The following is a 19940-nucleotide window of genomic DNA, read 5'->3' as shown; positions in this document are numbered from 1 at the left end:
TCGAAGATAAAGTTTGTACACTCTAAAGTTAAATAACTTTGGCGCTATTTGAAGTGCATGGACGATATACTCCATTTATTAATAGCGTACGAAGCATCATGTATGTTGATAAATAGTCTATCCTTATGGCATTTTTACAAATTTCTCAACGCTTCTTCCAGTGCAGTTTTTTGCTGTGTTTGAGAATCAATTTTCTTGATAATATGGGCTGGCACACCAGCAACAACTACATTTTCAGGAACATCTTGTGTCACAATAGCACCGGCCGCAACAACTGAACCTGAACCGACTTGTACACCTTCAATAACCACTGCATTTGCACCCACAAGTACATTATCCCCAATACGCACAGGCACAGATGAAGCTGGTTCAATTACACCAGCAAGTACTGCGCCTGCACCAATATGGGAATTTTTACCTACTGTTGCACGTCCTCCTAGAACAGCACCCATATCAATCATTGTACCAGACCCAATTTCAGCACCTATATTAATAATTGCTCCCATCATGATTACTGCATGATCACCAATTACGACATGTTCACGGATAATTGCACCTGGCTCGATACGTCCATTGATATCGCGAATATCAAGCAAAGGCACAGCTGAATTGCGGCTATCAAGCTCAACAATATAGTCTTTATTTTCAGTCATATCAGCCAAAAGAGGTTGAATCAAACTCCAATCTCCAAACAAAGTATTGCTGATTTTGATGATTTCTTTTGGTATTTGACCTGTCAATTGACCTTCAAAAGTTACTTTAACTGTTGTTTTTTTCTCAGCATTTCCAATATATTGAATAATTTCTTGAGCCGAAATTTTTTGTACTTCCATAAATCTCCTTCTTATGTGTAATCCTATAAAAACTAAGTTTTTTAAGGAATACCCAAAATTTACTTTATTGTTTCTCTTCTATAAAAATAGAACTTAATTCACTCCGTCTTTTCCAAAAAGAACTTCCTCCATTGAATACATCCCACTTTCTTGATGAATAAGCCAATTCATCCCTGTGATCGCCCCTTTTACAAAAATCATTTTCGAAAGAGCTTCATGCTTAATCGTAAGAAGTTCGTCGCTTCCTGCAAATATTACTTCATGTTCGCCAACGATTGTCCCCCCTCGAACAGCATGTACTCCAATCTCTTTCTTCTCACGTGGCTTTATACCTGAACGTCCATGAACAACTTTATAGTCCAATGTTTCATTGATACTGTCAAGTAACATATTTGCCGTACCAGATGGTGCATCTATTTTTTTATTATGATGTTTTTCAATGATTTCAATATCAAAACTGTCCGATAAAATATAGGTCATTTCTTTGACTAAACGATTCATCAAGATAACTCCAATACTAAAATTCCCACTAAATAATACAGGCATTTTTTCAGAAAGGTAATCAATTGTTGCCTTTTGTATGTGGTCAAAGCCTGTTGTGGCAATAACTGTGGCTGTTGGATGCTTTTCTAGATATTTAGCAAGATTATTGAGATTCTCAGGGTGTGAAAAATCAATGATCACATCGAATTTTTCTTCTGGAATATCCTTTGTTAAGGCTACGGCTGTTAATTCATGCTCTTTTTCTAGCTCTGCCGCAAGCAGCCCGCCCATTGTACCTGTTCCAATTTGTAAAACTTTCATTATAAAATCTCCAATTCTTTAAGAAGTTGAATTTTTGCCCTTTCGGATGGCTCGTCAAGTGGCAACCGAACAGAACCGACATTATAACCGAGTTGATTCATCACAAATTTGACCGGAATTGGATTTGCTTCTATAAATAAGCTGTCAATCAAGTTCAAATATTTTTGTTGCAGACTCAAAGAATGAGCTGGATTGGTCGCAAAAGTTTCGATTAACTCCTTAACTACATCTGGCATGAAGTTAGCCCAAACACTGATTACACCCGAAGCGCCTAAACTCAGGCATGGAACTATCATATCGTCATTACCACTATATAATGCAAAATTATTAGAAAGATAGCAGCTAATTTTTTCCACATAGGCAATATCACTTGATGCTTCTTTTAAGCCTGTAATATTCGGGTGTTTCGCCAATACTTCTACGGCTTCAACAGAAAGATTCACCCCTGTTCTACCTGGTGCATTGTACATGATAATCGGAATATCGACAGACTCCGCAATCTTAGTGAAATGCTTTAACATCCCTGTTTCATTGGTTTTATTATAATAAGGGGTAATCACAAGCAAACTATCCGCTCCTAACTTTTCAAATGCTTGAGCAAATTCCACTGCTTGTGCTGTGTTATTACTTCCTGCTCCAACATTGATATGAACACGTCCAGCAACCTGTTTAACTACAAACTCAACGATTGCTTTTTTCTCCTCAAAACTAATCGTCGGTGCTTCTCCTGTTGTGCCTAAAATAGAAATAGCCGCACTTCCATGGCTAATCTGAAATTCAATCAGCTCAGCTAATTTCTCAAAATTTATAGAATTATCATCATTAAAGGGCGTGATGAGCGCCACAATTGAACCTTTAAGCATTATTTTCTCCTGTAGATTTATTTCAGAAACCTTTGACGAGTGTTGCAATAGAAGAAAAGGAAACTACTCATCGTATAATTTTCTTTCTCTTGAAAAACATCTCCTCTTCGCCTTGTTCTTACTCCACTCCTTTAATTTGTATCCAAATATTATTTATGATTTTATCAGTGGTTAGAAGTAAAAGCTGTTACAAGCATTCACCAGCTAATTCTCGGTTAGATTTCAAACTCAAAGCCATCCAATGTTGCAAAATAGTCTTCAGGTCGCTCTGCCCGTCGAATCATACGTGTGCTCCCATCTTTCTGAAGCAATAATTCGGCACTTCGTAATTTTGCATTATACTGATATCCCATCGAAAAACCATGCGCACCTGTGTCATGAATGACTAATAGGTCTCCCTCATCAATCACAGGAAGTTCGCGCTGCCTGGCAAATTTATCATTGTTTTCACATAATGAACCTGTCACGTCAACAATTTCTTTCACTTTATCTTCCTCCTTTCCTATAACAGTAATATGATGATAAGCATCATAAAATGCTGGTCTCATCAGATTAACTGCGCTCGCATCCACACCAATATACGTCCGATAGGTTTGCTTTCTATGCAAGACACGTGTGACCAGTAAGCCATGAGGCGCCAACATAAAGCGTCCCAGTTCCGTATAAATTTTGACTTCTCCTAGGCCATTGGCAGTTAGAACTTCATCATAAACACGATGTACTCCTTCGCCAATGACAGCAATATCGTTAGGAGCTTCATCCGGACGATAATTAACGCCGATACCACCAGAAAGATTTATAAAATCAAGAGAAACGCCTGTTTTTTCACGAATTTCAAGTGCTAATTCAAATAATTGCTGTGCTAATTTTGGATAATATTCATTTGTCACAGTATTTGAAGCCAAAAAGCTATGCATTCCAAATTTCTTCACACCCAACTTTTGCAAATCTCTAATTCCCTGAATTAGTTGGGCTTTTGTCATTCCAAATTTTGATTCTTCAGGATTATCCATAATTTTGGTACCCATTGTAAAAACTCCACCAGGGTTATAGCGTAAGCTCATTGTTTCGGGAAATTCAAATCCTGCCAATGTGGATAAAAATTCAATATGGTTGTATGCATCAATATTAATCGTAGCCCCTAGCTTTTTGGCTAATAAAAATTCTTCAGCTGGAGTGTCATTTGATGAAAACATAATTTCAGACTTATCAAAACCACATTTATTTGCCAGTATAAGTTCAACATAGCTCGCGCAATCAGCTCCACAGCCTTCTTCTTGCAAAATTTTCAAAATTGCAGGCGTTGGTGTAGCTTTCACCGCAAAGAATTCTTTGAAACCTTTATTCCAAGAAAATGCTGTGTTTAGCGCCCTTGCTTTTTCACGAATTCCGTGCTCGTCATATAAATGAAATGGTGTCGGAAATTCTGCAGTAATTTTATCTAATTGATCTTTAGTAATAAATGGTACTTTCATTTCATGCTCCTGTGGACTTGCTATGCAAATCTTTTTCTGAAGATTTCGGTAGTTTCAATGCTCTGGAGGCTTGTCAAAAATTGTAACTGAAAGAAGGAAGATTTTACTTTTAGTCTACCAAATGATATTTTTTCCCATCTCAATCTTTAACTCTGTCTCCAGTGCCCTTTGACCACTGATATAATGAGTTTCGATGTAAGAAGCAGAGTTTTTCTTATTCGTTGACTCGCTAAAACATTATTCTATCGTTGTCGCGCTTCAACCTACAAACTCACATCGTATAAAAACAAAAGGCACTTGTAAGTACAAGCGCCTTTTATGTCGTCATGAAAATAGAGTTAAAAAAGAATTCTATATTATTCGGTTCGATCACTTAGCGCCAGACTTATTCAAGTCCGAGTGGTATAGGTGTTTCCTATACCCCCACGCTAGCCAGATGCCTCTGTTGCTAACGTTCGGCAATGATTACCTTTCGTACACGGTCGTCGGATGCCTCCTCTCGTGTAGTACTCATTTGCATTGCTACCTCTAATTTATTTTTCACAATTATAATATTTTCAGTATTGTTTGTCAATTGAAAACTTTTCAAATTTTTGGTATTGACTTATTTTTTTCTTTAAAACTGCTTTAAATCAAGGTTTACAAGGTGTATTTTTTATCTGAACTTCTGAACCTCCAAAATATTTTGCAACATTGTTTTGTGAATTTTTAAAATAAAATGCTATAATACAAATTTAAAACGACGAATATACGGAGTTTTTGCTTGAAGCCAACTTTAACTATTGACCTGCGGAGGTGCTATATATGGATTTATCAAATAAATTTAACACTAATCTTGGAAAAATTGAAATTTCTAAAATTCGTGAATTTGATCAGGAAATTTCCAAAATACCGAATGTTTTGAAATTAACACTTGGTGAACCAGATTTTCCGACACCTGAACATATCAAAAAAGCTGCAATTGATGCGATTGATGCCGATGAAAGTCATTATACTGGCATGCGTGGCCTGATTGAACTCCGTCATGCAGCCAGTCAATTTGTAGCTGAAAAATACAATTTGCATTACGATGCTGAAACAGAAATTTTGACCACAGTTGGTGTCACAGAGGCGATTGCTACTTGTCTCCTTTCAATTATTGAACCTGGCGATAAAGTTCTAATCCCAGCACCTGCTTACCCAGGTTATGCGCCTGTAGTAAGCTTAGCTGGCGGTCAATTGGTCGAGATTGATACCACAACTGATAAATTTGTCTTAACTCCTGAAAAACTTGAACAAGTATTGAACGAAACCGAGAATATCAAGGCTATCATCCTTAATTATCCTTCAAATCCAACGGGCATAACTTACACTCATGCCCAACTTAAAACACTTGCTGAAATCATCAAAAAACATGAAATTTTTGTCCTTTCTGACGAAGTTTATTCTGAAATTAACTATAGCCAACATGTACATACTTCTATTTCGACCTTTTTACGTGATCAAACTTTTGTACTTAATGGCCTTTCAAAATCACATGCGATGACGGGTTGGCGAATGGGGCTTATTTTTGCAGAAAAACACTTGATTGATCAGCTTGTAAAAACACACCAATATCTGGTTACTTCTGCCTCAACACAATCGCAATGGGCAGCAGTTGAAGCTCTGAGTAAAGGAAAAAATGATGCTGAGCTAATGAAAGTCGAATACCTCAAACGGCGGGATTACATTATTGAGAAAATGACTGAACTTGGCTTTGAAATTATCAAGCCAGACGGGGCTTTCTATATTTTTGCCAAAATTCCAGCAGAATATAACAGCAATTCTTTTGAATTTTTATATGATTTTGCAAAGAAAAAACATGTAGCATTCATTCCAGGCTCAGCCTTTGGTCAATACGGTGAAGGCTATATCCGTTTGTCCTATGCAGCTTCAATGGAAGTGATTAAGATTGCTATGGAGAGATTGAAAGAGTATCTTTCGGAATAACTTACTATTATGGTTGTGCTATACTCAGAGTTTATCTTTGCTTTAATGTAAACCTTCTCAAAAAAGACGAGAAAAATCTCGTCTTTTTTGTTATATATTCATTCTTGTTATTAATTAACGAAAATAGGTTTGGCTTGTAAAAATGAGATTGTTTTAATGTGTAAATCCATATACTTTATTTTTAGGATTATTATGGTATTTAAGATGTGCCTTATTCAAAAATTCAATAGCTTCTTGCATATCTTGCACGTAATTGTATGCCATATTCATTCCAAAATCCGCTCGAATTACTATCCGTTGTATAATATTATCCTCTAAGTTTTTTGGTAAAGGATAGGCTGGCACTTGCCATCCTTTCATTAATAAACGATCGGCTAAGTCGTATAAATCCCAGTCACAATTTCTGTCTTCTCTTAATTTATAGCATACAATTGGAAGTTGTGAACCATCATTTACAATTTCAAATAAACCTGTTTTTTCAATTGATTTTGCTAAATACATTGCTACTTTATGCGTTCTTTCATGTATAGCTTTGTATCCATCAAAACCATAACGTACAAAATTATAATATTGTCCTATCAGCTGAGCCGCGCTATGAGAAAAGTTAATAGCCATGGTTGGTAATTCTCCTCCAAGATAGCTTACTTTAAAAATTAACTCCTCTGGTAGATATTTCTTATCACGCCATAATACCCAGCCTACTCCAGGATAAACGAGACCGTACTTATGACCTGATGTATTGATGGAAATGACATTTTTTAATCGAAAATCCCACTTAAGATGTGGTTCAACAAATGGTGCATAAAGTCCACCTGAAGCAGCATCTACGTGTATGTACACTTTATAATCTGTACGTTTGTTGTGTTCTTCAACTAACTTATCAAGAGCCTTGATATCGTCATATCTTCCTGTATACGTAATCCCCATAATCCCTACAATACCAATAGTATATTCATCAACATAATCCATAACCTTATCTAGATTAATTGACATGTGATTTTTGTCCATCGGTACTTCACGCATTTCAATATCCCAATATACACAGAATTTTTCCCAACAAACTTGATATCCAGAAGAAATAACGAGATTTGGTTTTTTAGCATTAATGTCCAAGCCTAACTTTTCTGCTCGTTTACGCCAAGAGAATTTCATTGCCATTCCTCCCAACATACAAGCTTCTGAAGAACCAATTGTTGATGTTCCCATAAACTGTTCGTTTTCACTTGCATTCCAAAGGTCAGCAATCATATTTACACAACGGTTTTCGATTTCGGTTGTTCTTGGATATTCTGATTTATCTATTGCATTTTTCTCAAGAGTTTGACTCATTAGTTTTACTGCTTCAGGTTCCATGTATGTTTGACAAAAAGTGGCTAAGTTCAACCGCGCATTCCCCTCATCTAGCATCTCATCTTGAACTAATTGATAAGCTACCCGAGGTTCGATCGATTTTCTCCCTAATTTATATTTGGGCAAATCAACTTGCTCACTTTCGGAGCCAAATATTGGTTCTAAAAATTCTGCCTCATCACGATTTTCTTTTCCATATAACATATTTACATCCTCCAATTTCTTTAATGTTTTAATATATGTTCTTCATTCTTTACAATATGATGCTCCCCTCGAGCTGCCGGATAAACGGCTGGATTCACTTCTCCTGCTTTGAAGTGAATTGGTTCTTCAAGAGATCCATGACTCTTTTTATCATGTAGTTCATAAATAACAAATGGTAAGATTACTGTAACAGCAAAGCTTATAAGTAATATCATTTGATAAGTTCGTGTCTCACTTTGAGCAATTGATTCCGGTGGGACAAAAGAAATTAATAAAGCAAACAGAGATAATAATAACCCTACTCCTGCAATAATTGATTTGCCTATCATTTTCCCTGGAACATTATATGTTCGTTTTAAATTCTTTTTCTTGTAGATTAAGACGAAATAACCTAAGAAAAATAGTAGATAACCAACCAAATAGATAACTACAGTCAAAGAAATTGCTACCAAGAAGGACAAGTTATTGCCGCCACCACCAAAGGTTAAAATCGCTCCCCAAAGAGTCACGATGACACCTTGAATCATAACTAAAGGCACGGGAACATCATGGGTATTCGTTTTTCGTAAAAATTTTGGAAGTAATCCACGTTGCGCTGCTGCAAACATTCCTCGAGAAGGCCCAACTACCCATGAGCTTACTTCTCCCATGACTCCAAACGCAATCATTATTGCAATTATTTTGACCAACCAACTTAAGTGGTTATTAAAATGTAAGATCAGCGTTTGAAAAGTCTGAATCACACCAGCGCTTAAAGATAACTCTTTTTGAGGTATTACTGCAGCCACTGTAAAGCCCCCAAGCGCATCTAAAGAAATAGCTAATATTACTAATAAAACCATTGCTAAAGGATAATTTCTTTTTGGATTTTCTAACTCATTGATATGAGAAGCTGAAGCTTCAACTCCCATATAAGCTAAAATAAACGAAACAAAAACTACCAATGTTGAAAGCTGTGAAAAGTCTGGAATAAAAGCTGCCTTATTGATGGGGATTTCTATAGGATTTCCTCCTACAAAATAAGCTACTGCTAATACAAATAAGATAATGGATGGAATTACAATCCCGATTATAAATCCCGCTTTTACTAATTTTGCAGTGCGCTGAGTCCCACCTAATTGTGAAAAGGTCAGTCCCCAAAAAATGACCAGCAAGCCTATAAATTTAATGAGTGGATCTGAGTTTAAAGCTTCAAAATTTAATACGTATGAAAGTGCTCCTAAGATAAAGTATATCATTGTTACAAATCCAACTGTAATTTGAAACCATTGGAAAAAAATTGCCGCAAATCCAAAACGCTCTCCTAAAGTTTGGCTCACCCAGCTGAAAATGCCTCCATTTTTCCACCCTTCAACTGTGGACATTTCTGCAGCACATAGGGCAACTGGTAAAAACCATAGTATTCCGCCTAGTAGTAAAAAGAAAACTAAGTGCAATTTAGAAGTGGCAAAGGTCGGATACTCATATACGGTCAAAACCATTGAAGCAGTTAAAGCAAAGAATCCGAATAATGTTAATTTTTTTTGATTCATCATACCTCCTTAAAATATGTGGTAACAATTTTCAAAATAATTGTTGCCCAAATCTAGTTTTCATCTCCTTTCTATATCAAGTATATTCTCTTAAAAATAAAAAAACTCTCTGTATCTGTTGCTTTAAAGCAACAGATACAGAGATTAATTTTTTAAAAACTTTTCCAACCTTCTTTGATAAAATTCTTTCAATCGTAAACCTCCAAATTCCTCCAAAGCTCCCAGAGCACAATTAATTTTTTTACGTCCTAAATCCTTATCTTCAAAGTTAAAAATAACAATTCCTGTTGCCAGATGCCTTAAAACTTCAGCATATAAATCCACTCCCATTTCCCGATATTTTTTGGTAATTTCTAATATATTTTCAGCTTCACTTCTTTCCCCATGCGCTGCAAAAATAGCCGCACTTTGATACGCAATCTGTAATAATCTTCGTCTGTACTTTAATAATCGACAATATTTTTCACACCTTTTGTCAAAATTGGCCAGAAGATTTTCCAGCTGATCAATAGCAATATGATCTGAGACAAAATAAAATAATGTGAGCTCAAAATAGCCCCATTCTTTAACATTACAAAGATAATTTTCAATCTCTCTCACTTCCAGGGTACTTATATTTTCAAGTCGAGTTTTTGCAGCAAGTGACAACATATGTTTTCCTGCTTCACGCGCCTCAAGATATAACTTTTGAATTTTATTTAGATCTTGACTAAAGTCCGCTTCTTCTAGTTCCAACAAGAAAAAATCTTGATAATTGGGCATAAAGTTATTTACAATTAACTCGTACTCTGCTAAGGGGACTTGCATCTCTTCTAACATCAAGTCAACGCGCTCAAAACTCATCATACTTTGCCCTCTTTCAAATCGAGATAAATTTGCTCTATTTATTCCAATCTTACTAAAATATGAGAGTCCCAAATTCTTTTGGTTCCTTAACTTTTTAAAACAATCTCCATATTTTTTATACACAGTTAATGACTTCCTAATTTTGTTTTTAACGTTATGATAAATAACAATAATTACATTTATGCCTAAAAAAATATGCACGTGAAATTATAACTCATTTACAAGTTGGTCGTCAAATATATACTCAATTAAGGCTATCAGGCATAGGTTTTTATGTTCAAAAAACTTCCTTTTAAATCTCTATATGGCGAAATTAATTTATCTCTGTGAGTTCAAAGCATTGACAGTTTTCTTAGAAAATGATATTATTACTCCTAATAAAAACGAAAGGAGCTGTACAACCAATGATCAACTGTTATTCTACTCAACTTTGGCAAAGATACAGGTGTATGTATGGCTTCTAACTGAAGAAAACCATAGATACAAATTTTAGTGTACTTTCTAAAACCTGTATCTATGCTCAAATTGGATGATTAAAGCATAGAAGTTTCTATGCTTTTTTTGTGTTATAGAAAGTACTCTGCCTTATCATTAAAAACTAGAAAGAGGAACTTTTATGAATCAAAAAAACAAATCATCAAATACTATTGCACTTACTCCGATCTTCATTATACTTGGTCAAATTTTGAATATTATCACTCCCAGTATCGCTGGAATTATTCGCCCGGATTTTTCCTTGGCCTTTTTATTCCTCTGTATAATGATTAAACCTACACTCAAACAAGTTTTCTTGGCAAGCGGTCTTGTTATCCTTACTTCCATGATTCTTGGTGGTAATCCGATTTTCCAGCTGCCAGCTGCTTTTGACCGTACCTTGTCAGCCTTGGCATGCTTACTCTTATATAGGTTAGTCCTAAGAATTTCTCCCAAATTATTTTTAGCTAAAATAGGGGTAATCTATTTCTTCGCCACATTGATAAGTGGTTGCGTGTATGTTTTTGCTGTATATCTTTTGGGAACTTTACTTCACATTTCGGAGCTTATGGTTGTCTTTAAAATGGGCCTTCCTGTTCTTTTAATTACGATTTTTTCTACGGCATTTGTCAATTATTTCCTGGGAATTTTGCTCTACAAACTTGTTTCAACACTTTCCAAAGGAAAATATCTTTTCGCCGTTTCTTAATGAGATATGAAAAAGACTTCTCTCTATAAAAACATAAACAATTTAATTGGTATAGACTTTATGCTATGTTAAAATATTTGAGGCGAATCGCCAATTCAAACAAGGAGGTCTATACTTTTGAATTTTTTACGTGATAATAAAAGAGAATTCATTGTATTAACTATATATATTTTATTTGTCCCCTTCCAACTTGGAATGATCCCCTTACTCTTTCTATCTGAGTTAGCTCAGACAAATTGGGTAGAATCTGATTTTTTAAACTTCGCAGTTGGTATAACAGTCTCTGCACTGACAGCACTTATTCTCTTCCGAAAAGAATTAAGAGAAAGTTTTGGCTATTTTAAGGAGCATTCCTTATGGAAAATTTTAAGCCTCCCCTTATGGATGGCAGCGATACTTCTGGTGGAATCTCTGGCTCAAGGTATTTATGGAAAGGGATTAAACCCTGAAAATCAAGCTGCTCTCTCAGAAATGAGTAAGCAAATCCCTTTATTCTTCACCATCCTTATTCTTGGTATTTTAGGCCCCATCATTGAAGAGATTATCTTTCGCCATATCTTCCTTAATAGACTCTCAAATTATACAGGAACACTAATTGCAGTCCTTGTTTCTACTGGTTTATTCACCGTTATGCATATGCAGCAACCTATGGATTTTGTCCTCTATGCACCTGGAGCAATGCTTTTAGCTTTAGCTTATTTAAGCTCTCAGCGTTCCTTAATTTTTGTTATTTGTCTTCATATGTTGAATAATATTTTAGGCTTATTAAGTTAAGGTATTTATTATATATAACTAAATAGTTGCAAACGCAACTATTTTATTTTATAATCAATACATCCTCTTTCATGAAAGGAGAAATACTATTCCAAATAATATTTTAAGAGATATCGGTACTATAGCACGCGCCTTAGATTCTATCAGTAATATTGAATTCAAGGAGCTGAAACTTGCAAAAGGACAATACCTCTACCTCAGTCGTATTTTTGAAAATCCTGGAATTAATCAACAACAAATTTCTGAACTTTTATGTGTTGATAAGAGTACAGCAAGTCGTGCTATCAATCAATTGGTAGAAAAAAAACTTATAAAAAAAGTTGAAGATACTGGAAACAAAAAAAATAAACTACTATATGTTACTTCTCATGGCAAAGAAGTTTACCCTATATTAAACAGAGAGCTTCACTATTCTACTCAAGTTGCCTTATCCGGTCTTAATGCACAGGAGATTACTCAAGTAGAGAATTTACTCGGAAAAATCAGTCAAAATATCGTGGATAACTGGATCGATGTTAAAAAAGGAAAGAAACGAATCTACTAAAAGGAGTTGGTGTGAATATTAGAATTTCCCGCGTTACTATGCAGGATCTACATGTCTTACAAGACTTAAGTATAGAAACCTTCGCTGAAACTTTTGGGGAACAAAACCCACCAGAAGATTTAGAGCTTTATTTAGAAAAGGCTTTTAATCCTCAACAATTAACCAAAGAATTCAATGACTCTAACAATAGTTTCTATTTTATTTTCCAAGATGGTTGTCTCGCAGGTTATATCAAGTGGAAAAATGCAACTCTTCCAGAACACTCTACTTTAGGTGAGGCTCTTGAAGTGGAAAGACTATATGTTAGAAAATCTTACCAGCACTTAGGCTTAGGAAAACATTTATTAGATTTTGCTTCCGAGGAAGCACAGCGCACACACAAGGAATATATCTGGCTCAGTGTCTGGGAGCACAATCCTAATGCTTATAGTTTTTATAAAAATCAAGGCTATGTGGAATGTGGGTCACGTCATTTTCATTTAGGGACTTTAACGCAAACAGATTTAATCATGAAAAAAGAAATAAGGAGAACTACTATGCAAACTGTTACTGTGGATAAAAACTTTTGGGAACTTTTTCCAGAAGCTCAACTCTATACCTTAGTTGTAAACAATATTGACAATCATGTTCATGATTTAGGCCCCTACCAAGAGCTTCTAAAGGAGGCATTTAAAGAGTCTGAAAAATTTTTAGTTGAAGATGATTTTAAAGAAAACTTTGTCATCTCCGAATGGCGTGATATTTTTACACAGTTTAAGAAGAAAAAAGGTGCACGCTCTTCTATTGAAGCTCTTTTAAAAAGAGTGGCTCAGGGCAAAGAGTTAGAACCAATCAACCCACTTGTGGATATCTATAATAGTATTTCTCTTCGTTATGGTGTACCTTGTGGCGGTGAGGACTTAGATAAAATCAACGGCGATTTACATTTAGGCTTAGCCAAGGGGGGGGAAGATTTTTATCCTCTGGGGGCGCAAAAGAGTGAGCCAGCTCTTGCGCAAGAAATTATATATTATGACCTTGATGGTGCGATCTGTCGCTCTTTGAATTGGCGTGAAGCCCAACGTACCATGTTGACAGAAGAAACTACAAATGCCATCTTGGTGATTGAAGCAGTAACCCCTTCTCAACAAGAACGTGCACTAGAGGCTCTCCAAGAGTTACAGGCTAAAATTAAGGATATTCTTGGTGTTGAGGGAGAAATTCAAATTATCAACAATAAGTAAGAAAGAAAGATAAATAATAATAAAAAAGTGCTAGATAATCTAGCATCTTTTTGTTATTTAAATTCTGTGATTTTTTCAGCCGCTAATCTTACAGATTCATATCCTGCTTCTTTGGCTTTGCCGACAGATAAAATCATTACTGGCACGTAACGTTTTTCGTCCAAACCAAAAGCTTCTGCCAATTGGTCTGCCTCGAATCCGCCGATAGGATTTGTTTCGTAACCATGAGCGCGTGCGATGAGCATAAATTGCATTGCAGCTAAGCTTGAATCAATTTTGACAACATCATTCATTTCTTCTTTACTAAAGCTTTGGTAGTAAGGAATAATCGCTTCTAACTGTTGATCACGTACTTCTGCTGGCATCTTGCCTTCTTCTACAGCTTGGTTATAAATTTCTTCCCCTAATTCATAACAGAGAAGATCCCCAAAAATAAGAACCATAGCCGAAGAAGTTTCATTTTGACGGGTATTAAAACGAATTAAAGGTTTTAATTTTTCTTTTTCTTCATCACTTTCAACAACAACAAAACGCCAAGGTTGCATATTTACAGATGATGGTGCTGTTGTTGCTTCTTGGATCATTTCAAGCATTTCTTCATGTGAAATTTTATAAGTTTCATCATAAACACGCACGGATTTTCTTCCAAATGTGATTTCTGAAAAATCATTATTTACAATACGAGTTGACATTTTATTCTCCTTTATGTCCCAATAACTTTGTGAGCAGCTCAAGAAGTACGTCTTCTTCTTGAGCTGTGAGTGCTAGCTCTAAACTTTTCTCAGAAGAGTTATTATAGTTTCTTTCACAACGTTCCAAAGCCTCTTTTGAGCTATCCGTGATTTTAACAAAAACTTCGCGATTGTTTTGTTTATTTCTCTCACGGGTAACATAACCTTTTGCTTCGAGCAATTTTAGATGCCTTGTAATAGCTGCACTATCTATTTTTAACTCATTCTGTAATTGCCCTTGAGAACATTGACCGTTTTCCTTCAAAAACATCATAAGCTCATAACGGGTAATACTAAAGCCAGTTTCTTTTTCAAACTTCGTTGTCATCTCTTGATTCGCTAGTTTTAGCTTGTAAAAGAGCTGACTCATTTGTCTAAGGTTCATTTGTCCCCCTTTTTAAATTGACCGGTCAATCATTGACTAGTCAATAATACTACATTCCTATTTTTTTGTAAACTATTTTGATTGCTGCTGTGTCAAAATAATTAGCTTTGATTTTTTCTCTCTCTTACTTGTGGTAAACTTAAACCATGTATAATTCGCTGACCTATATAACGACCCTTTTGAATGATTTAGGCTTATCCCCAAGTATACCTACAAAAGATACTTATAATTCTGAATACGAAGGTTTTTGTTTTCAAGCAGATGGACTATCTTTTCGAAGTCGTCGCGCTAAAAAAACTCCTAAAAAACAAGGATATTTTGTAGCATTTTGGGAAAAGGACACCAACAACAAAAATATCCCCTTTAGTTTTGAAGCTTTTCCCGATAAACTTGTCATTTCAGTCATTGATGGACCCTTGAGTGGCCAGTTTATCATTCCCAAGAGCGTTCTTCGAGAAAAAAAGATTTTAAAACACAAGGGAATTACTGGAAAAATGGCTTTGCGTTTTTACCCATCCTGGGAAACATCACTCAACAAAACCGCGCAGGCTGCCCAAAAATGGCAATGCGATTATTTCATTGATACTACTAATATTATCCAAAAAGAAAAATTAGCCCAATTGTATTTTTCTTCTACATCCATAAACAATAAAAAACCGTAGTTTTGAGCTTACGGTTTTTTATTGTTTATTGCTGCGCTAACTTTTTACTAAAAAGCATTGCAGTTAAATCGATTCGATTTTGACCAAAATCAAGTTGAATATCTCGAGCTCCGGCCATATGAAAACCCTTGTATTCATAGAATTGATAAGTACAGCCCGTATCTGTGAAGAGGAATATTTCTTTTCCAGCTTCCCGCGCAGTAAGCTCATTGATTAAAGCGGTACCTACACCTTTGATTTTTTTCTCGGGATCAGCAGCCAAATACAAAATTTCGCCCTCAGGTGATGCTTCACTTTTATACGACCGTAATAATTCTTTATTCGTAGCTTCATAAGTGTCTAAGCCTTTGTTTTTAGAAAAGGTCCGCAAAAAGTTAAAAGTCTTCATGTAGGCTTTTTGGCCAAAGGTTTGTTTCAGTTTAGGTTCTCCATATATCTCTGCGAGCAATAAGCCCACCATTTCACCATCAACATAGGCAGCAATAGCTTGCGTAGCTTTTGACAGCTCAAAATATAGAAAATTTTTGGCATACATATTGATGATGGTTTTATTATTACTGTACCTATCAAAGCTCATCCCTTTAACAGCAAACTGGATTGCTTTTTGATAATCCTTTGGATCAAATGCTCTTATTTCAATTTTCATCTTTTTTATCCTCCATAACTCTCTGTGCTTTTTCAAGCAAGCTTTCGGTAAAAGTTTTCGTTTGCTCCAAAAATACTTGTGTGTTCTTCAAGCCGAATTCTTCTATAACTTGTGTTTCAAAGATATCTGTTTGCTCCTGAATCTCCTCAAAAACTTTTCTTCCATTTGGAGTGAAAACGATAAATTTTTCCTTTTCATTTTTTCCTTTAGTGAGTTGCAGAATATCTTGCTTTTGCAATTTCAAAAGTAAGCTATGTACTGTTGATTTCGGCAAAAATAAGATTTCACTTATTTCTTTTTGGGTGACAGTATCACTTTCATCGATAATATAGAGCGTCATTAGTCCATTAAAAGTCAGATTATATTCATGCGCCACAAGCGCGTAAGTCATATCAAGTTTGCCAAGCGCTGTGCTAAATTGTGTCATTATTTCTCGATATTTCATTTAACCGCTCCTTTTTAGTGCGAAGTCGTACCATTTCATTATAGTACGATTCCGCACTAAAGTCAAGGCTTTTCTAAAATAAAAAGGCAGATTAAAACCTGCCTTTTATTTTTCATCTATTCAGATCATTCAGCTGCCGTATCAAGAATGATTTTACCCAAACTTCCTTTGTTTTCCATGATATAATCTTGCGCTGTCGCAGCTTGCTCGAGTGGGAATACTTTATCAACGACAGGTTTAACACCCTCACTTAAACCTTGCAGTAACAAGTGTGTGTTTTCCTCCACTTCTTCTGGTGTGATATTTGCCAACATTAGACCTGTGATATGTGCCCCTTTCATCATCAAGACACGAGGATTAATGGTTACTTCCCCTCGATTACCAATAATAACAATTCGCCCGTTGCTGCCAATAGCATCTAAGTCTTTCTGTAAATTAACATTTGCAAGCATTTCGATAATCACATCAAGACCATGGTCCTTTGTCAAGTCCTGTATTCTCTCGATATATCCTTCAGCATGATGGTTAAAGACATAGTCTGCACCAAGCTTTTTCAATATCTCAAGGCCCTTTTCAGAACCTGCTGTTGCAATAACCTTGGCACCATACAGCTTGGCAAATTGAAGGACAAGTGTCCCCACTCCTCCAGTTGCACCATGTATAAGTATATATTCTCCAGACTTAAGGCCCGCTTTTTGCTTAAGGGCATAAAGGGCGGTTAAGCCGCTCGATCCTAGTGCTGCTCCTTGACTATAAGTCATAATTTCTGGGAGTAAGGTCGCTTCTGTGGCCTTGCATGTTATTGCTTCCGCATATGTTCCAAACTGAGCATCACTCTCTACAGTCACAAAGACACGATCACCTACCTTAAAGTTTTTTACTTGTGCACCTACAGCTTTGACAATCCCAGCTCCATCTTTTCCTGGGATATAAGGGAGCGAAGGCAGTTGCGCGTATGTTCCTTGGCGCACATAGGTTTCAACTGGGTTGACCGCTGCAGCTTTGAGGCTGACATAAATCTCGTCATCTTTCATAACTGGGTCTTTAAGCTCTTTATACTTAAGAACGTTACTGTTACCAAATTCAGATACTTCTATTACCTTCATATTTTCCTCCTTATGAATTACAGGTTTCTATAGCACTCATTATATAGCAAGATTTACTATTTGTATAGTAGGTACTCCGAGGTGCCTTAGATACTTTGTAGTAACTCTTCAACAAGTGACATGACAAAAAAACAACTGGAAAAATCCAGTTGTTCTGGTTAATTGTATCTATACTAATAGCTTATGTCTTCTTCACCTTCATCTTCTAGTTTTGGACGTTCTTTGATGCTCAAATTATATACATCTGATAATATTAATGGCACCCGCTCAAGTGACACTTCCGAAAATTGTAAGCCAAACCAGCGATCTGGTGTTGCTGTATAGCGCTTGATTCGGGCTTTTGCTTTCAAGACGAATCGATCAAAAGCTGGAAGTTTTTGTGCATTTGTCACCCGTTCCTCGATAACTACAAATCTGAAGTCACCAACATCCCTACCAGGCATTGTGGTGTATTTTTGCTCTTGTTTAGGCAATCGTCCTGATTTTATTAAATCTTTAACAATCGTCCGAAGATAACGGGGCACTTCTTGTTTCATGCGAAACCCTAGATACAAATGAACTTTAACGATATAATCTGTTCCCATCATATCAACTTCATATTCGGAAGTCCATGGTTCATCAGTAACTTTCACATTAACAAACCAGTAAACTTCCGCCTTTTTAGGACGTTTATCAAGTATTGAATATAGGATAGAACGGTCAATAAAATCACCTTCCATTTTATTACTCAAATAAACGAGATTGGTTTGATAGAGATCCATCTCCTTGTCTTCTTTGAGTTCTTTCAATTGTCCTTTGAAATCATTGAGATCCAGTGACTTAATATGTTTGTTCACACTTTTACTTGATTGGAACCAAACAAACATCACAAATATAATCATGGCCGCCATAATCACTACAACATAGCCTCCATGAACAAACTTGGCTGCTGAGGCAATAAAGAAAATCAATTCAATACTAGCAAAGAATGCAGCAATCAAGTAAGCCAAAGGTTTCTTTAAGCCTCGGTAAATGAGATAATATGCCAGAAGTACTGTTGTCATAAGCATAGTGACAGTAATGGCTAGACCATAAGCTGCCTCCATGTGCTCCGCGCTTCTAAAATAAAGTACAATCGCACTTGTCGAAAGCCATAAAATCAAGTTGACTGCTGGAATATAAAGCTGACCTAAAGTTTTCCCTGGATAGTAAATCCGCATCATCGGTAAAAGCTTCAAGCGGATGGCTTCTGAAACTAAGGTAAATGATCCCGAAATCAGAGATTGTGAAGCAATAATAGAAGCTAAAGTCGCTAAAACAACGGCATAGATCATCATGTCTGTAGGGATTACGGCGAAGAAGGGGTTCATACCTCCCAAATCGCCACCTTTATGTGCCAAAAGCCAAGCCCCTTGTCCACAGTAAGATAAAACAATTGCAAGTTTTACAAAAGGCCAGCTGACATAGATATTGCCTCTGCCCACATGTCCAAGGTCAGAATAAAGGGCTTCTGCTCCGGTAGTCGCCAAGAATACCGAACCTAAAATAAAGAGCCCTGCCTTATTTTCTGGACTTAACAAGAGATGGACAGCATAGTAAGGATTGATTGCTTTAAAAATTTCAAGATTCGCAAAGGAATTTAAAAGACCTGTGATAGCTAAAAAGCTAAACCAGATAAGCATTATCGGTCCAAAAAGTTTTCCGACTAGGCCGGTTCCAAAACGTTGAATAAGGAAGAGTATAGCCAGAATGATAAGCGTTGTAACAATAACCCATGACTGGTTGGCGTAGATTTCTCCTAAACCAGGAACTCCTTTTAGGCCCTCGACAGCAGAGGTAACTGTAACTGCTGGAGTCAAAGCCCCATCTGCAAGTAAGGTGGCCCCTCCTATCATTGCTGGGATAATCAGCCATTTAGCCATCCGTCGAACTAAGGTGAAGAGGGAGAATATCCCACCTTCTTGATGATTATCGGCCTTGAGGGCAATCAGCACATACTTAACGGTTGTAATCAAGGTCAGTGTCCAGATAACTAAGGAAACCGCACCAAGGATAAAGTCCGTTGAAATATTTTGCAAGCCTCCTTGTCCAGTAACAATAGACTGCATGGTATACAAAGGGCTTGTCCCAATATCACCATAAACTACTCCAAGCGCGATTATAAAGCCCGCTGAAGTAGCTTTGTTAAACGATTTTTCATTCGCATAACTCATACAAAAACCTCTTTCATTTTTATAAAAGGTAGAAGTACATACTTCTCCAGAAACTTTACGAGAGGATAAAATAATATTGTCTCAGTTTCTTAGAATCATTATATCAGTTTCCCTCAAAAACGCGAGGAAAAAACTTTTATATATCTGATTTTTTTATAGTACAAATAGTGAGGA

The 19940-nt window shown here is 36.2% G+C and carries 19 protein-coding genes, 1 pseudogene and 1 riboswitch; of the genes and pseudogenes, 7 read left to right on the top strand and 13 right to left on the bottom strand.

Annotated features, from left to right (window positions below):
- Window positions 1-134: 134 nt before the first annotated feature.
- From dapD to BZZ03_RS09060, 4 genes are all read right to left on the bottom strand, one after another.
- On the bottom strand, window positions 135-833 hold the full coding sequence (gene dapD, locus BZZ03_RS09075; protein ID WP_086583066.1) for a 2,3,4,5-tetrahydropyridine-2,6-dicarboxylate N-acetyltransferase: 699 nt from the start codon (window positions 831-833) through the stop codon (window positions 135-137).
- A gap of 93 nt (window positions 834-926) precedes the next feature.
- Window positions 927-1637, bottom strand: a complete 711-nt coding sequence (gene dapB / locus BZZ03_RS09070; RefSeq protein WP_086583065.1) for a 4-hydroxy-tetrahydrodipicolinate reductase — start codon at window positions 1635-1637, stop codon at window positions 927-929.
- On the bottom strand, window positions 1637-2500 hold the full coding sequence (gene dapA / locus BZZ03_RS09065) for a 4-hydroxy-tetrahydrodipicolinate synthase (protein WP_086583064.1): 864 nt from the start codon (window positions 2498-2500) through the stop codon (window positions 1637-1639). The genes dapB and dapA overlap by 1 nt, the downstream gene beginning before the upstream one ends.
- A gap of 215 nt (window positions 2501-2715) precedes the next feature.
- Window positions 2716-3975 (bottom strand): diaminopimelate decarboxylase, encoded by a 1260-nt coding sequence (locus BZZ03_RS09060; RefSeq protein WP_086583063.1) that lies wholly within the window; start codon window positions 3973-3975, stop codon window positions 2716-2718.
- 366 nt (window positions 3976-4341) lie between these two features.
- A riboswitch (Lysine riboswitch) is annotated at window positions 4342-4514 on the bottom strand.
- 265 nt (window positions 4515-4779) lie between these two features.
- Here BZZ03_RS09060 and BZZ03_RS09055 point away from each other — a divergent pair.
- Window positions 4780-5943, top strand: a complete 1164-nt coding sequence (locus BZZ03_RS09055) for a pyridoxal phosphate-dependent aminotransferase (RefSeq protein WP_086583062.1) — start codon at window positions 4780-4782, stop codon at window positions 5941-5943.
- Window positions 5944-6096: 153 nt separating this feature from the next.
- Here BZZ03_RS09055 and BZZ03_RS09050 read toward each other — a convergent pair whose 3' ends face one another.
- The 3 genes from BZZ03_RS09050 to BZZ03_RS09040 form a co-directional block, all read right to left on the bottom strand.
- The gene (locus BZZ03_RS09050; protein WP_019292826.1) at window positions 6097-7497 is read right to left on the bottom strand and encodes a glutamate decarboxylase; all 1401 of its coding nucleotides are present in this window, start codon (window positions 7495-7497) and stop codon (window positions 6097-6099) included.
- A gap of 20 nt (window positions 7498-7517) precedes the next feature.
- Complete coding sequence (gadC, locus tag BZZ03_RS09045) at window positions 7518-9029, bottom strand: glutamate:gamma-aminobutyrate antiporter (RefSeq protein ID WP_017370980.1); 1512 nt, start codon at window positions 9027-9029, stop codon at window positions 7518-7520.
- Between the two features lie 144 nt (window positions 9030-9173).
- Window positions 9174-9998, bottom strand: coding sequence for an Rgg/GadR/MutR family transcriptional regulator (locus tag BZZ03_RS09040; protein WP_086583061.1), 825 nt, complete (start codon window positions 9996-9998; stop codon window positions 9174-9176).
- A 493-nt stretch (window positions 9999-10491) separates the two neighbouring features.
- On the opposite strand from BZZ03_RS09040, the gene BZZ03_RS09035 reads away from it, so the two are divergent.
- The 5 genes and pseudogenes from BZZ03_RS09035 to BZZ03_RS12285 all read left to right on the top strand — a co-directional run bounded on the left by BZZ03_RS09035 (window position 10492) and on the right by BZZ03_RS12285 (window position 13599).
- Window positions 10492-11058 carry a tryptophan transporter gene (locus BZZ03_RS09035; protein WP_086583060.1) on the top strand — a complete coding sequence of 189 codons (567 nt, stop codon included), beginning with the start codon at window positions 10492-10494 and terminating at the stop codon, window positions 11056-11058.
- 117 nt (window positions 11059-11175) lie between these two features.
- A complete protein-coding gene (locus tag BZZ03_RS09030; protein ID WP_086583059.1) occupies window positions 11176-11832 on the top strand; it encodes a CPBP family intramembrane glutamic endopeptidase in 657 nt (218 codons plus the stop codon).
- Window positions 11833-11920: 88 nt separating this feature from the next.
- The gene (locus BZZ03_RS09025; protein ID WP_086583058.1) at window positions 11921-12376 is read left to right on the top strand and encodes a MarR family winged helix-turn-helix transcriptional regulator; all 456 of its coding nucleotides are present in this window, start codon (window positions 11921-11923) and stop codon (window positions 12374-12376) included.
- Window positions 12377-12414: 38 nt separating this feature from the next.
- Window positions 12415-12837 (top strand): annotated as a pseudogene (locus tag BZZ03_RS12290) (GNAT family N-acetyltransferase); the annotation flags it as partial.
- 75 nt (window positions 12838-12912) lie between these two features.
- A complete protein-coding gene (locus BZZ03_RS12285) occupies window positions 12913-13599 on the top strand; it encodes a B3/B4 domain-containing protein (protein WP_225210223.1) in 687 nt (228 codons plus the stop codon).
- 53 nt (window positions 13600-13652) lie between these two features.
- Here BZZ03_RS12285 and BZZ03_RS09015 read toward each other — a convergent pair whose 3' ends face one another.
- On the bottom strand, window positions 13653-14291 hold the full coding sequence (locus BZZ03_RS09015) for a nitroreductase family protein (protein WP_086583056.1): 639 nt from the start codon (window positions 14289-14291) through the stop codon (window positions 13653-13655).
- Window position 14292: 1 nt separating this feature from the next.
- The gene (locus BZZ03_RS09010; protein WP_017370986.1) at window positions 14293-14715 is read right to left on the bottom strand and encodes a MarR family winged helix-turn-helix transcriptional regulator; all 423 of its coding nucleotides are present in this window, start codon (window positions 14713-14715) and stop codon (window positions 14293-14295) included.
- 146 nt (window positions 14716-14861) lie between these two features.
- On the opposite strand from BZZ03_RS09010, the gene BZZ03_RS09005 reads away from it, so the two are divergent.
- Window positions 14862-15377, top strand: a complete 516-nt coding sequence (locus BZZ03_RS09005; protein ID WP_086583055.1) for a MepB family protein — start codon at window positions 14862-14864, stop codon at window positions 15375-15377.
- Between the two features lie 25 nt (window positions 15378-15402).
- Here the strand turns inward: BZZ03_RS09005 and BZZ03_RS09000 are convergent, their stop codons facing one another.
- The 4 genes from BZZ03_RS09000 to BZZ03_RS08985 all read right to left on the bottom strand — a co-directional run bounded on the left by BZZ03_RS09000 (window position 15403) and on the right by BZZ03_RS08985 (window position 19766).
- Window positions 15403-16023, bottom strand: a complete 621-nt coding sequence (locus BZZ03_RS09000) for a GNAT family N-acetyltransferase (protein WP_061414746.1) — start codon at window positions 16021-16023, stop codon at window positions 15403-15405.
- Window positions 16013-16468, bottom strand: a complete 456-nt coding sequence (locus tag BZZ03_RS08995; RefSeq protein WP_003134249.1) for a MarR family winged helix-turn-helix transcriptional regulator — start codon at window positions 16466-16468, stop codon at window positions 16013-16015. Before BZZ03_RS08995 ends, BZZ03_RS09000 begins: the two co-directional genes overlap by 11 nt.
- Window positions 16469-16593: 125 nt before the next feature.
- The gene (locus tag BZZ03_RS08990) at window positions 16594-17574 is read right to left on the bottom strand and encodes an NADPH:quinone reductase (protein WP_086583054.1); all 981 of its coding nucleotides are present in this window, start codon (window positions 17572-17574) and stop codon (window positions 16594-16596) included.
- Between the two features lie 173 nt (window positions 17575-17747).
- Window positions 17748-19766: a KUP/HAK/KT family potassium transporter gene (locus tag BZZ03_RS08985; protein WP_086583053.1), complete on the bottom strand. Its 2019-nt coding sequence runs from the start codon at window positions 19764-19766 to the stop codon at window positions 17748-17750.
- Window positions 19767-19940: the final 174 nt, after the last annotated feature.

Source organism: Lactococcus petauri (assembly GCF_002154895.1).
In the GTDB taxonomy this organism is placed as follows: Bacteria; Bacillota; Bacilli; order Lactobacillales; family Streptococcaceae; genus Lactococcus; species Lactococcus petauri.
The sequence above is the reverse complement of the archived record's forward strand: the minus strand, read 5'-3'. Positions and strand labels throughout refer to the sequence as shown.